Consider the following 13,908-nt stretch of genomic DNA (forward strand, 5'->3'; position numbering starts at 1 on the left):
TGCCTCAACTCCTTCTTTTCTTATGCCCTTTTATACGAATGATACAAGCCAGTGCCAGATTTTTGTAATAAATGAAACGAATTCATCCCATAATCTCTGCAAGAAGTTACGTGTCTCTTCATTATCTAATGATTTCAACGCTTCTAATTTGTCACCTGCTGTTTTTTGAATCGTATCTTTCAACTCATTCGCTTGTTTTTGATATGCTTCTGGGTCTTGATTTAATACTTCTGATTGCGCAACATTCATCATCATATTTTGAATCACGGCAATCTCATTATTGCTCAATACATTATCTAATCCACGTACATTCAACGTTTGATTGACAATATTATTAATCGTCACGTCATTGATTTGTTGATTAGAGGCCTTCGCTTCTGCAATTTGTGACTTCATATCCGCAATCGCTTCATTCAATGCTTCATCTGAATAACCCTCTTTGTCCGCATTATTTTCGCTAATGCGTGCCAAGTCATTCAATTCACTATGTGCGTTTTGAATGTCCTGACTGTTTAAAGCATTCCCTTGTGACTCGTAGGCTTTGTATATACCTGTCAGTGCACCTTCACCTGTCACTTGATCAATAGACGCAATTCGAATCGTAGCATCTTGAATTCCAGATGTAATGGCTGCATTCATATACTGCTCTTTCGTGATACGTGTGATATTCTCAGGTGTTTCAATCTTGACATCCACCCCGTGACCAAATCGTTTCGGTTTAATCAGTGCACTTGAGTGAATATAGTCATACTCCGTCCCTGTATAACGAATGACATCTGTATTCGTTACTTGATACGTTGTTACGCTCTTGCCAACACCCAGCTTATCTTTGGTTGCTTCTAATTGATTCTCATTCAAGTCAGCCCCTTGAAGAAAGATCTCCTCTTTAGGCTTAAAGTCGTTCGCCGCATAGATATTTTGCGCAACACCTACAAATAATACAGAGGCTGCCACACCACTGATTAATAATTTCTTGTACATTTACTCACTTCCTTATACACACTTTACCTTATTTTAACACGAGATACAGATTTACGTATCAATCCTTAGACGCACTCTCAAATTTCTGAAAAAGCATCTCGCCAAAACCCCCTATCTGTGATATAATTCTTTTAATTCTTATCATATAACTAGGTTATAGGAGGACTACAATGAAATACTTAAAATTCAGTATTATTTTTGCGCTTGCACTTTTACTTGTTGCGTGTGGTAACAGCGACAACGGAAAAGACAGTAAGCAATCAGACAATAAATCATTTACAGTCGGTTTTGGACCGGGAACATATGAAGAAATCTTCCGTGAAGGTGCATTGACTATCTTAGAGAAGAAAGGTTACGATGTGAAAATTAAAACTTTCTCTCAAACAGATCAAATCAATCCTGCTATGAAAGATGGCGATATTCAAGCGTCTATCTTCCAAAGCACAGCATATATGAACAGTATCAATGATAAAATCGATGCTAAAATGATCAAAAACAATGATGTCCCAACTGCCCCACAATCATTATGGTCAAAAAAACACGAATCTCTTGATGATGTAAAAGACGGCCAAACAATTGCAGTTCCTAATGATCCAGTTAACCAAGAACGTGCTTTAAGAATTTTAGAGGACCTTGGTTGGATTAAATTAGACAATAAAACAACAGGTGTTAACTTTAAGCTTTCTAGCGTTCAACCTGGTAAGTATGACTTAAAATTCAGCGAAGTCGCAGCGCCACAAGTGCTTCGTTCATTAGAAGATGTTGATTACGGTGTCGTGAACGGAAACTACATTGCTGACAGTGGCCAAAAAATCAGTGATGCACTCGTTGTAGAAAAAACACCTGATGAACATAAAGTGATGTTAAGCATTAATGAATCAGACAAAGATAAAGAGTGGGCAAAAGCACTACGCGACACATATAATGACCCAGAATTCAAAAAATGGTTCCGTGACCATAAAGAATATAGTGGCTATATCGAACCAACAGAATGTTAGAACGATGTTGTGAAAGAAGCGCTTAGAATTTGAGCAGAACTAGAGTAATGAGGAAAATCGCTTTTTGATTTTATCGAATCGCGAAATTCTGTCGAAAATTCTGCTTCTTGAGCACTGACATCTCGAGATTGTAAGACTGGTAGTAAATAAGACCTGTGTGCTCAAATGAGCGCCACAGGTCTTATTTATTTTGATAATCATACAGTCATTGTTTCCCCATAATCAATTTCATAACCGAGATCTTTAATCATGTCATAGTCCAATTGATTCGGTTGACCACCTGTAATGAGATAATCACCTACAAAAATAGAGTTTGCGACCATTAATGCTGTTGCTTGTAATGAACGTAAATTCACTTCACGACCACCTGCAATACGTATTTCCTTTGATGGATTAACCAGGCGAAATAATGCCAAAATACGTAGACAACGCATAGGTGTTAATTCTGCCATCTCTCCAAATTTTGTCCCTTTAATTGGATGTAAGAAGTTTACAGGAATACTGTCTGCATCAATGTCTTTCAATGCAAATGCCATATTCACAAGATCTTCATCCGTTTCACCCATGCCACATATCACGCCTGAACATGGTGATATGTGATGGGCTTTCATTGTTTCTATCGTATCAACTCGATCTTGGTACGTATGTGTGGTAACAACTTCATCATGGTACCTTTCACTTGTATTCAAATTATGATTGTATCGATCAACACCCGCTGCTTTTAATCTAGCTGCTTGATCATCGTTTGTTAATCCCAAACAAGCACAAACTTTTAATTGGGGATGTGCCGCTTTAATCTGTTCAACAGATGCTGTAATATGGTCAATTTCTTTATCACTCGGTCCTCGACCACTCATGACAATACAATATGTACCAATCTCATGCTCTGCTGCCACCTTTGCCCCTTCCGTAATTTGATTTTCTGAAATCAATGCATAGCGTTGCTTTTCTTTCATTTCTCTAGACTGCCCGCAGTAACCGCAGTCTTCCGGACAAATACCACTTTTGGCATTTAATATCATATTCAGTTTTATTTTATGGCCATAATAATGCTTTCTAAGTTGGTACGCTTCATAAACCAATGACATTGTGTCATAGGATTCATCTGTAAATAATTCTAAAGCTTTTTGACGTGTTAGTTCATTTCCTTTAAGTATTTGAGATGCAATTGTCACATCAATCCCTCCCCATCTAGAGGCATTATAGCATAATTGTAACCTTTTTATAAAATAAGTTTACAATTTATGATTGAGATAGATTACTAACTCAATCATATATAAATCTAATTTTTAACAAAGTAAAATGAACACATTCCAGTACTTTTACCTCATTGTTTATTAGTTCTACAAAATTTTAGCATTTATTTTCAGAAAATAATCAATATTGTGTTGACGTAACGTGAAAAGTGACCTACAATAACAATCATTACCAATTAAGTCGGAATTAAGGAGGCACATATGATTACGTTTCAGAATGTCAGCAAAACATTCAGTAAAAAGAACACAACTGTACATGCGTTAAATGATGTTAGCTTCACCATTGACAAAGGCGACATTTTTGGCGTCATTGGCTATAGCGGTGCCGGTAAAAGTACATTAGTAAGACTCGTGAATCAGCTCGAAAAACAAACATCCGGTGATGTCTATGTGGATAATCATCACTTAAATACATATTCGCAAACAGACTTGCGCAAAGTCAAAAAAGATATCGGTATGATTTTCCAACATTTTAATCTCCTCAACTCAAAAACAGTTTTTAAAAATGTTGCAATGCCACTTATCCTCAGCAACATGAGTTCATCAGAAATTAAAAAGCGCGTTGATGAAATGATTGCTTTCGTAGGATTAGAAGGAAAAGCACAACAATATCCTAGCGAACTCTCTGGGGGACAAAAACAGCGTGTCGCAATTGCTCGTGCACTTGTCACAAACCCTAAAATTTTGTTATGTGATGAAGCAACCAGTGCCCTTGACCCAGCAACAACAGATGCCATTCTCGATCTATTGAAGAAAACGAATGAAACTTTTGGCGTTACAATTCTTGTTATTACACATGAAATGAGTGTTATTCAAAAAATCTGTAATCGCGTGGCAGTAATGGAACAAGGTCGTGTTATTGAGCTAGACTCCGTAAAAAATGTTTTTAGTCATCCAAAAACAGAAACTGCCAAACGTTTCGTTTCTACAGTTATTAATACGGAACCATCAGAACAAGTGATTAAACAACTTTCGCATGAAGATAACGCAGAAGTGTACCGATTATTCATCGAAAGTGATCAAATTTCACATGCGATTGTGCATGATTTAATTGCACAATTCCAAGTAAAAGTGAATATCATACATGCTTTCATGGCAGAAATTCAAACAGACACAGTGGGCTACCTATGGTTACAAGTCATTGGAGACCATACCCAACAACAAGCCATTCAAACTCACTTAACAACGCAACACATTCAATTTGAGGAGGTGTCATCAGATGCTCGGTTCATCCATTGATTCATCACAACTACTTGAAGCACTTTATCAAACACTTTATATGGTAACTGTCTCTCTAGTCATCGGTGCATTGATTGGGATTCCACTAGGCATTTTACTCGTTGTCACACGTCCAAATGGCATCTGGCCTAACGCAGTGATTCACCATGTCTTAAATACAATTATCAATATTTTAAGATCTGTACCATTTATCATCTTATTAATTGCCATCGTACCATTTACAAAGTTATTAGTAGGTACATCAATTGGGACAACAGCTGCGATTGTGCCGCTAACTGTTTACGTTGCACCGTACATCGCAAGACTCGTTGAGAACTCTCTCTTAGAAGTAGATGACGGTATTATTGAAGCAGCAAATGCTATGGGTGCCTCACCTGTTCAAATTATTCGCTACTTCTTATTGCCAGAAGCACTTGGCTCACTGATCTTATCTATTACGACTGCCATTATCGGCTTGATCGGGGCAACTGCTATGGCTGGTGCTGTTGGTGGCGGCGGTATTGGTGATATGGCACTTGTATATGGTTATCAACGCTTTGATACACTTGTCATTCTGATCACTGTTGTTGTCTTAGTCATCATTGTGCAACTAATTCAGTCACTCGGTAACGTACTCGCTCGAAAAGTAAGAAGAAATTAATCTTAGGGGGATTTTAAATATGAAAAAATTAATCACTGTATTACTCGCAGCTATTTTTGTATTAGCTGCATGTGGCCAAAATTCAGACAGCCACAAAAAAGTAACAATCGGAATCGCATCAAATGATTCTAAAGCATGGGAGAAAGTTAAAGAACTCGCTAAGGAAGAAGATATTGATTTAGAGATCAAACAATTCTCTGATTATAACGTACCAAACAAAGCGCTAAGCGATGGGGATATCGATATGAACGCTTTCCAACACTTTGCTTTCCTTGACACATTCAAAAAGGAAAATAAAGGCACAGAGATCACACCAATTCGTACGTCTGTTCTCGCACCTTTAGGTATTTATTCGGAAAAAGTAAAAGACGTTAAAGATGTCAAAGATGGTGCTAAAGTCGCCATCCCAAATGACGTTTCAAACCAAGCACGTTCTTTAAAGTTACTTGAAAAAGCTGGCTTGCTTGAGTTAAACGATGACTTCGGTCTCTCTAGCTCACTTAAAGATATCAAAAACAATCCTAAGAACTTAGAATTCACTGCTGTAGATGCACAACAAACAGCACGTGCTTTATCAGATGTAGATATTTCTGTTGTAAATAATGGTGTTGCAACAAAAGCAGGGTTAGACGCTAAGAAAGACCCTATTTTCCTTGAAGATTCAAAAGGTGAAACAACGAAACCATTCATTAACTTGATTGCGGTAAATACGAAAGATAAAGATAACAAAACATACCAACGTATCGCTGAACTTTACCATTCTAAAGAAGCCAAAGAAGCTTTGAAAGAAGATACAAAAGACGGTGAAATTGTTATCGACTTAAAACCATCAGAAATTAAAGAAATTGAAGACAGTTTAAAATAATATCGTAAAAAGCGGTACCTTCCAAACGTGATGGTACCGCTTCTTTCATGTTATACCTGTCCCCTCTCCATATAAGCGCATTGACCACACAACTGTTAAAATAAAATAAAAAGACAGCAAACTATTATGATGAGGGGTAGCTTATGAAAAATTTATATACTATTGAACTCAATCATCAGAGCACCGAACAATTCAAAATAAATGAAGGTTTAAAGATTTTCTTAGTCCTAAAAGGTGCCATGCAAGTATTTAAACACAATCAAGAACAGTCCTATCAATCTGGAGAGTTATTCTTGATCAACCACCATGAAACCTATCGATGTTCCGTCAATGAAGAGACACTTTACATTGCGATTCAGTTAAATGCACACTACTTAAAACACTATATTCCTGACACTTTTCACAAATATTTCGTTCTAAAGAAAGAAACCTTGCAAGAAGTCATTTATAAACAGATGGTAAATGCCATTGCCGATATTGGTATTGTTCATATTCGACATGGTGCATTTCATCGATTATATATTGAACAAAAACTGATGGATCTGATGTTTATTTTAGGACGTTATCTCTCAACTGAACAAACACAACCATACCAAGAAAAGTCTCAAGATCAACGTCTAGAAGTGGTATGTCATTATATTGAAACGCATTATGCAGAGCCTATCACATTAACGACTGTTGCTGATATGGTTCACTTAAGTCCTGCATACTTATCAAAGTTATTTAGCAAACAAATGGGCACGGGTTTCAATCATTACGTGAATCAAATCCGTTTGGAACACTGTAAAGCTGACTTAATTGATACCGATGAGCCGATTACTCATATTGCCTATAAACATGGTTTTACGAGTTCTAATATGCTGTTGAAACACTTCAAACAAGACACGCAACTAACACCGACTGAATATCGACAGCGCTACAAACAGAACATGACCAATCAATCAGTTAAAACACAACAAAAAGTATCGCATCAAACGTACTTATACTATCTATCACAATTTATCAATTCAAATATGGAAACAGTCATGCAATCGCCTGATGCACAAAAAGTTCTGAATATGACATTCAATGAACGAAACGAACAACTCTCACATTATAACCATGTCATACAAATTGGTAATTTAGACACTTTACTCGTCCAAAGGTTCAGAAAACAACTCATTGAAATTAAAAATGTCCTTGGTTTAGGACATGTGTTGACCAAAGATCCGATACAGACACATCGACTTATTAGTGAAAATATCGAAAGTGATGAAATGATTCCAAACGTACATCCATATATGAAAATAGATGAATGTCTTAGTTTCCTATTAAATTATGATATTGGCTTGGGTATGGAAATCCATCCACCACAATCGCAAGTAAATTTGAAACCATATATTACAAAACTCACGTATTTATTGGAACATATGTACAATATCGTCCCAAATAACAAACAATTGAAACTTGTCGTCTATCTCGACTGCTTGAATCCATCAACTTTCCAAAAAATCGTTTCGTTATTTAAGTATTACTTTGTGAATACAACAATTGTATTAAATGTCGATATTAATCATCCTGAAGAAGCAAATCTTGCCAAATCATTATTAACACAAATTGATGCGATTGCCTTTTATGCAAATCAAAACGACATTATTGATTTTAAATCGATAGAACAAGATCAATATGACCAAGCTAAAAAACATATCACGTTACAACTGACAAAATTAATGGATTGGTTGGCATTAAATAATGATAAGTTACTTCCTTTTACTTTATTGAATTGGAATACACTAACAGGTGATACAAACTTAACAAATGGTGAATATTTTAGAGCAGGGATTATTTTTGAACAATTAATTGAGATGAACCAACGTATTGATACAGTTGGGTACTGGTTGAATTATGAAATTCATCAACAATACAATCATGCCGGAGCTGTGACACAACTTAGCGGTATTGATCTATATCATCAATTCGATGGTAAGCGTCCTGCCTTCTTTGCCAGTATGTTCTTCAATAAATTATTCACACACATTTTATATCGTAATGATCATTGTATTGTATTAGGTGAACCGCATCATTTTCAAGTTGTGATTTGGGATGCGGAACATTACAATCCATACTTCATTTTAAATACCCATTCAAGCATTCATAGTCATAAAGAGTATCAGCTTAACATAGAGGATGTAGCGCCTGGAAAATATAAAGTGAAACACCATATATTAGATAAAAACCATTGCGCACTTTATAAAGTGTGGCAACAGTACAATACACGACATGGGATGGACGAAGAAACCATCTCCTATGTCAATCGTATCTCTTATCCTAAGTTAGAAATTAGTGAAGTAGAAGTGTTACAGGGGCTCACATACCATATCAAATTATTAACTAATGCCGTTCATATTATTGAATTCAAAAAATATATTGAATCATAACGATTAAAAGAAAGACAAAAATAGATATAACTATTTTGTCATTTTAAGTTTTGAGGTGTTTTAAGTGATAAATAAGATAGTAAAATATCAGAAATACGATATTGAGAAAAGTCCCTCCTCTTTAAAATAAGTAGTGTAAATAAAAAGATACGTATAAAAAATACATTACTTAGGAGGAGTCTATATGGTTCAACAACAACACACACAACCTTATAAAGGAGATAATAAGTTAATACTCGGTATTGTACTGGGTGTTATTACATTCTGGTTATTCGCGCAATCATTACTCAACGTTGTACCAACACTACAAAATACATTCGATAGTAATATCGGAACAATCAGTACGGCCGTAAGTATTACCGCTCTCTTTTCCGGTATGTTCGTTGTAGGTGCAGGAAGTTTTGCGGATAGATTTGGACGTGTAAAAACAACTTATATCGGTTTATGGCTCAGTATCATCGGATCACTACTAATCATCTCAAGCAACTTACCTGCTTTATTAATTTTAGGTCGTATAATTCAAGGTTTATCAGCTGCAGCGATTATGCCATCTACATTGGCAATTGTGAAAACCTATTATGAAGGAGAAGAACGACAACGTGCATTGAGTTTCTGGTCTATCGGTTCATGGGGCGGTTCTGGACTTGCATCATTATTTGGTGGTGTTGTCGCAACCAACTTTGGCTGGCGCTGGATTTTCATCATTTCAATCATTGTTGCCATTGCTTCAATGTTATTAATTAAAGGAACACCTGAAACAAAATCAATCAGCAATACACAATCAAAGTTTGATGTTCCTGGTTTGATACTTCTCGTATTGATGATGTTAAGTATCAATATTATCATTACGCAAACAAGCACACTCGGACTAATGTCGCCATTCATTTTAGGATTGATTGCTATCTTTATTATCGCAACAGTGACATTTATTAAATTTGAAAAAAACCATACCAATCCATTAATTGACTTTAAACTTTTTCAATCCAAACCATACACTGGTGCAACATTATCAAATTTCCTATTAAACAGTGTGGCAGGTGTACTTATTGTCGCAAATACATTCGTACAACAAGGTTTAGGATTTAATGAATCTCAAACAGGTCTTCTTTCTATCACATATTTAATCGCTGTATTAGTGATGATTCGTGTTGGTGAAAAAGTGTTACAAAAAGTAGGAGCTAAAAAACCTATGTTACTTGGTACTTTCATCAATATGATTGGTATCATATTAATTTCACTCACATTTTTACCAAGTGCCATTTATATTGTTGTATGTATTGTTGGTTACTTATTATATGGTTTAGGCTTAGGATTTTACGCAACACCATCAACAGATATGGCTATCTCTAACTCACCTGAGGATAAAGTCGGAGCTGCATCAGGTATCTATAAAATGGCGTCATCATTAGGTGGTGCTTTCGGTATCGCATTGTCAGGTGCCCTATATGGTGCAGTAGCAAATGCAACAAGTGTTCAAGTCGGCGCAATGGCTGGTTTAGGCCTTAACGTTATGATGGCACTCTTATCATTCATTATTATCTTAATCACTGTGCCATCATTTAAAAAAGAGGCATAAAAGGAGGACTCGTGATGCTACAAACACTCATTCATACATTAAAAGAAAAGGAATCTCGCATGGTCGATATCCGTCGTCATTTGCATCAATATCCAGAGTTATCATTTCATGAAAAAGAAACACCAAAATATATTGCAGATTTTTACAAAGGTAAAGATTGTCAGGTAGAAACAAATATCGGACCAAATGGCTTAAAAGTAACGATTGATAGTGGAAAACCTGGCAAGACGATTGCCATCCGTGCTGATTTTGATGCACTGCCTATTCAAGAAGACACCGGTTTACCTTTTGCCTCTAAAAATGAAGGTGTGATGCATGCATGTGGTCATGATGCACATACTGCCTATATGCTAATCTTGGCAGAGACTTTGATTGAAATGAAAGACCAATTCAATGGTAAAGTCATTGTTATTCATCAACCAGCAGAAGAAGTACCACCAGGTGGCGCTCAAGCAATGATTAAAGACGGCGTGCTAGACGGTGTGGATCATGTATTAGGGGTTCACGTTATGAGTCACATGCCTGTTGGACACATTTATTATCGTGAAGGTAACGTGCAAACAGGCAGAGATTTCTTTAACTTGAAAATTCATGGTAAAGGTGGACATGGTTCATCACCACATACTGCCAACGATAGTATTGTAGCAGGATCTTACTTTGTCACAGCGCTTCAAACAGTGGTTTCAAGACGTCTGAATCCATTTGAAACAGGGGTTGTGACGATTGGTTCCTTTGATGGTAAAGGTCAATTCAATATTATCCAAGATAGTGTTGAAATCGCTGGGGATGTACGTGCCTTAACAGATGCCACAAAACAAACAATCAAAAAAGAGATTACACGCCTATCAGATGGTCTGGAAGCAATGTATGGCGTGACTTGTGACTTAGACTACCATGATGACTACCCAGCACTTTATAACGATCCCGAATTCACACAATTCGTTGTATCAGCTATTGAAGATGCTGATACAGATGCCCTCCAGGGTATTGAGCGTTGTGAACCACAGCCACCATCAGAAGACTTTGCTTATTACGCAAAAGCTCTGCCAAGCACATTTATTTATGCAGGGGCGGCACCTGAAGAGAGCGAGCATTATCCACATCATCATCCAAAATTTGATATTAGTGAAAAATCATTACGTGTTGCGGCAGAAGCAGTTGGCATTACAGTATTAAAATATTTAGCATAAGATAAACCCCTATTTCTGAAAATATTAGAAATAGGGGTTCTCATTTTTTATACATGTTTTTCTGACTTAGGAATGGTAATAAAAATAATGACAAATGCAAGTAATCCCAATACAACATTCAATCCAAGTCCTGCCATAGCACCCACTTGAATATTTGTTGCAGTCGTCACTGCGCTATAAACAGCACCTGATAATGCGATTCCAAACGCACCACCCAATGAAGAAGCCATTTTATAGATACCAGATGCCGCACCAGCTTTGTCATAAGGCGAATTGGCAATAGCTGTATCTGTTGATGGTGTCGCATAAAAGCCTAATCCGAATCCATATAGCAAGTAGCCGATAACACAGACAATCACATACATTGTACTTGGTAAAAAAGTGAGTGAGATAAGGATAACACCCATCATATTAGAAACGGCACCAATTAACATTGGTTTTCTAGGTCCTACATGCTGTAACACTTTCTCTCCCACTCGAATCATGGTAAGTACAGTAACAAGATATGTAATAGACAACATGCCTGCTTGCGTACCATTAAAACCAAGTCCTTGTTGTACAAATGTATTCGAAACTAATAATGTCCCTGCCACACCATTTAACAAGAAATTGGAGAGGGTTGCACCTGTGTATGATTTAGACTGAAATAGTTTGAAGTCAATTAAGGGTGAATCTTGATGTTTTTCGACTTGGATAAAAAGAAAAGTCGTTACAAGAAACATTAAAATCAAACTTAAAATAATTGGCGATAGTATACCAAAAGTTCCACTTTGTGTAATCACAATATTAATACTTAACATCATCAACACAAATAAAATCAGCCCGCGTACGTCAAAATGATATTCCGATTCGTGTGTTGCTTTTGTCTCCGGTGTTCCTTTTATTAAAATCATCGATGTAAGTGCGACAATAATATATATAATAAAAATCAAGCCCCAACCGAAAGAAGTGGCGATGACACCACCAAATAGAGAAGCAACGCCAGAACCCCCCATGAACCAATAGACCAGTAACTCAATGCACGCTGTCTGTCTTTACCATGGTAATATGTTTTCATAATTGCTAGTGTGAATGGCATAATAGCTGCAGCCGAAAAACCTTGAATCACACGACCTAAAATAAGAAATGCAGGTATATTGCTGGCAATAATAATAAGTGATCCTATAACACTTAACCATAAACCAATATACGTGATTTTCACACGTCCGACCTTATCCGCTAAACTCCCCGCTCCTACTACAAACATGCCAGAAAAGAGTGCGGTAATACTCACAGCAATACTAATCATTCCAAGATCACTGTGATATGTCCTCTGCAAATCAGGTACCACATTCAATAGAGATTGTGCAAAAAGCCAGAATGTGATGACACCGAGGACAATCCCCAGTATTAACTTATTATCCCCTTGATATACTTGTGTCTTTTCTTCTTGAACCATACTTAATTCCTCCTAAGTTTTCCATAAGATATATGGATCGGTTGCTAATGTTCATTTAGACGAAGGGAAATACTTAAGTTGATACCATGACGTCATCTCGTCTCAACAACTTATATATCTTAAACACTCCTTATATTGATTTATGAAAATAGCTGTTATGTATCACTATGCATCCACATAACGTTAGTCTATTCAACTAATATTAGAAGGATTAAGATATGCAACCTTATAGCACATAAGGGCATACCGCCTTGTCTCTATTTATCGTGCAAGCTTATTTATGAATAATACTTTAGCACATCTTTGTAGTATATAGGAACAAATACTATTCTGAAAACGTATTCATTATATAAGGGAGGATTTTAAACATAATAAAAAAGTGGAACAGCATGCGTGCCATCCCATCATAAAAGGTTAAGAGTTTTAAAAAGGTTCAATTCAATATCTCTCTAAAAAACGAAAAAACCTCACAACTCTAATGAGCTGTAAGGTTTTATATAACTTAAGCTTCGTCTTTAACGAATGGTAATAATGCCATATGACGTGCGCGTTTGATAGCTGTAGTCAACATACGTTGATATTTAGCTGAAGTACCTGTCACACGACGAGGCAAAATTTTACCACGTTCAGAAATGAAACGTTTTAATAATTCAGTGTCTTTGTAGTCGATGTGTGTAATACCATTTGCTGTGAAGTAGCAAACTTTTTTACGACGACGACCACCTCTTCTTGGTCCACCTGCCATGATGTGTGCCTCCCTTCTTGTTAAATGTTTTATTGTTCAGTTCGTAATTTTAGAATGGTAAATCATCATCACTAATGTCTATTGGCCCGTTCGCATTTGCAAATGGGTTGTCATTACGTGGTGGTTGATTGTTTTGATATGACGAATTTTGGCCTTGTTGTTGTCCACCGAAACTTTGTCCATAACTTTGGAAGTCATTTCCATTGTTAGGACTGCCTTGTGCATGTCGTTGATTTGCTGATTTTGGTTCAAGGAATTGAACACTATCGCAAACAACTTCGGTAACATATACGCGTCGGCCTTCTTGGTTTTCGTAACTGCGTGACTGTAAGCGACCATCAACACCTGCAAGGCTACCTTTGAATAAGAAATTATTAACATTCTCAGCTTGTTTACGGAAAACAACGCAGTTAATAAAGTCCGCTTCACGTTCTCCTTGCGCATTCGTAAACGTACGATTCACTGCAAGAGTAAAAGTCGCTACACTTACGCCTGAGGGTGTCGTTCTGTATTCAGGATCTTTAGTTAATCGACCTACTAATACAACTCTATTAATCATGCTT

General features: G+C 36.6%; 11 protein-coding genes and 1 pseudogene. 7 read left to right on the forward strand and 5 right to left on the reverse strand.

Going from position 1 to position 13,908, the window contains the following annotated elements:
• Positions 1 to 30: 30 nt before the first annotated feature.
• Complete coding sequence (locus MUA88_RS10725) at positions 31 to 981, reverse strand: DUF1002 domain-containing protein (RefSeq protein ID WP_262604137.1); 951 nt, start codon at positions 979 to 981, stop codon at positions 31 to 33.
• A 170-nt stretch (positions 982 to 1,151) separates the two neighbouring features.
• Between MUA88_RS10725 and MUA88_RS10730 the strand changes: the two genes are divergently transcribed.
• Positions 1,152 to 1,979 carry a MetQ/NlpA family ABC transporter substrate-binding protein gene (locus MUA88_RS10730; RefSeq protein ID WP_262605562.1) on the forward strand — a complete coding sequence of 276 codons (828 nt, stop codon included), beginning with the start codon at positions 1,152 to 1,154 and terminating at the stop codon, positions 1,977 to 1,979.
• 197 nt (positions 1,980 to 2,176) lie between these two features.
• Here MUA88_RS10730 and bioB read toward each other — a convergent pair whose 3' ends face one another.
• Positions 2,177 to 3,154, reverse strand: a complete 978-nt coding sequence (gene bioB / locus MUA88_RS10735) for a biotin synthase BioB (RefSeq protein WP_262605563.1) — start codon at positions 3,152 to 3,154, stop codon at positions 2,177 to 2,179.
• A 282-nt stretch (positions 3,155 to 3,436) separates the two neighbouring features.
• Between bioB and MUA88_RS10740 the strand changes: the two genes are divergently transcribed.
• From MUA88_RS10740 to MUA88_RS10765, 6 genes are all read left to right on the forward strand, one after another.
• Positions 3,437 to 4,474, forward strand: coding sequence for a methionine ABC transporter ATP-binding protein (locus MUA88_RS10740; protein WP_262605564.1), 1,038 nt, complete (start codon positions 3,437 to 3,439; stop codon positions 4,472 to 4,474).
• Positions 4,455 to 5,114, forward strand: coding sequence for a methionine ABC transporter permease (locus tag MUA88_RS10745; RefSeq protein WP_262604141.1), 660 nt, complete (start codon positions 4,455 to 4,457; stop codon positions 5,112 to 5,114). The genes MUA88_RS10740 and MUA88_RS10745 overlap by 20 nt, the downstream gene beginning before the upstream one ends.
• Positions 5,115 to 5,133: 19 nt before the next feature.
• A complete protein-coding gene (gene gmpC / locus MUA88_RS10750) occupies positions 5,134 to 5,979 on the forward strand; it encodes a dipeptide ABC transporter glycylmethionine-binding lipoprotein (RefSeq protein ID WP_262604142.1) in 846 nt (281 codons plus the stop codon).
• A 143-nt stretch (positions 5,980 to 6,122) separates the two neighbouring features.
• Positions 6,123 to 8,396, forward strand: coding sequence for a transcriptional regulator AryK (gene aryK, locus MUA88_RS10755; protein ID WP_262605565.1), 2,274 nt, complete (start codon positions 6,123 to 6,125; stop codon positions 8,394 to 8,396).
• Between the two features lie 184 nt (positions 8,397 to 8,580).
• On the forward strand, positions 8,581 to 9,972 hold the full coding sequence (locus MUA88_RS10760; RefSeq protein ID WP_262605566.1) for an MFS transporter: 1,392 nt from the start codon (positions 8,581 to 8,583) through the stop codon (positions 9,970 to 9,972).
• 14 nt (positions 9,973 to 9,986) lie between these two features.
• A complete protein-coding gene (locus MUA88_RS10765) occupies positions 9,987 to 11,162 on the forward strand; it encodes a M20 family metallopeptidase (RefSeq protein ID WP_262604145.1) in 1,176 nt (391 codons plus the stop codon).
• Between the two features lie 47 nt (positions 11,163 to 11,209).
• On the opposite strand, the pseudogene MUA88_RS10770 reads toward MUA88_RS10765, so the two are convergent.
• The 3 genes and pseudogenes from MUA88_RS10770 to ssb form a co-directional block, all read right to left on the reverse strand.
• Positions 11,210 to 12,600, reverse strand: a pseudogene (locus MUA88_RS10770) (MFS transporter).
• Between the two features lie 502 nt (positions 12,601 to 13,102).
• Positions 13,103 to 13,345, reverse strand: a complete 243-nt coding sequence (gene rpsR / locus MUA88_RS10775) for a 30S ribosomal protein S18 (protein WP_014614919.1) — start codon at positions 13,343 to 13,345, stop codon at positions 13,103 to 13,105.
• 49 nt (positions 13,346 to 13,394) lie between these two features.
• Positions 13,395 to 13,904: a single-stranded DNA-binding protein gene (gene ssb, locus MUA88_RS10780; protein ID WP_262604146.1), complete on the reverse strand. Its 510-nt coding sequence runs from the start codon at positions 13,902 to 13,904 to the stop codon at positions 13,395 to 13,397.
• Between the last annotated feature and the right edge of the window lie 4 nt (positions 13,905 to 13,908).

The sequence above is a fragment of the Staphylococcus sp. IVB6240 genome (assembly GCF_025558425.1).
Lineage (GTDB): Bacteria > Bacillota > Bacilli > Staphylococcales > Staphylococcaceae > Staphylococcus.

Excerpts from the sequence above, each read along its gene's own strand:
- MUA88_RS10745 (WP_262604141.1), top strand. The coding sequence starts at position 4,455 with ATGCTCGGTTCATCCATTGATTCATCACAACTACTTGAAGCACTTTAT.
- MUA88_RS10725 (WP_262604137.1), bottom strand. The coding sequence starts at position 981 with ATGTACAAGAAATTATTAATCAGTGGTGTGGCAGCCTCTGTATTATTT.
- rpsR (WP_014614919.1), bottom strand. The coding sequence starts at position 13,345 with ATGGCAGGTGGACCAAGAAGAGGTGGTCGTCGTCGTAAAAAAGTTTGC.
- ssb (WP_262604146.1), bottom strand. The coding sequence starts at position 13,904 with ATGATTAATAGAGTTGTATTAGTAGGTCGATTAACTAAAGATCCTGAA.
- aryK (WP_262605565.1), top strand. The coding sequence starts at position 6,123 with ATGAAAAATTTATATACTATTGAACTCAATCATCAGAGCACCGAACAA.
- MUA88_RS10730 (WP_262605562.1), top strand. The coding sequence starts at position 1,152 with ATGAAATACTTAAAATTCAGTATTATTTTTGCGCTTGCACTTTTACTT.
- gmpC (WP_262604142.1), top strand. The coding sequence starts at position 5,134 with ATGAAAAAATTAATCACTGTATTACTCGCAGCTATTTTTGTATTAGCT.
- MUA88_RS10760 (WP_262605566.1), top strand. The coding sequence starts at position 8,581 with ATGGTTCAACAACAACACACACAACCTTATAAAGGAGATAATAAGTTA.
- MUA88_RS10765 (WP_262604145.1), top strand. The coding sequence starts at position 9,987 with ATGCTACAAACACTCATTCATACATTAAAAGAAAAGGAATCTCGCATG.
- MUA88_RS10740 (WP_262605564.1), top strand. The coding sequence starts at position 3,437 with ATGATTACGTTTCAGAATGTCAGCAAAACATTCAGTAAAAAGAACACA.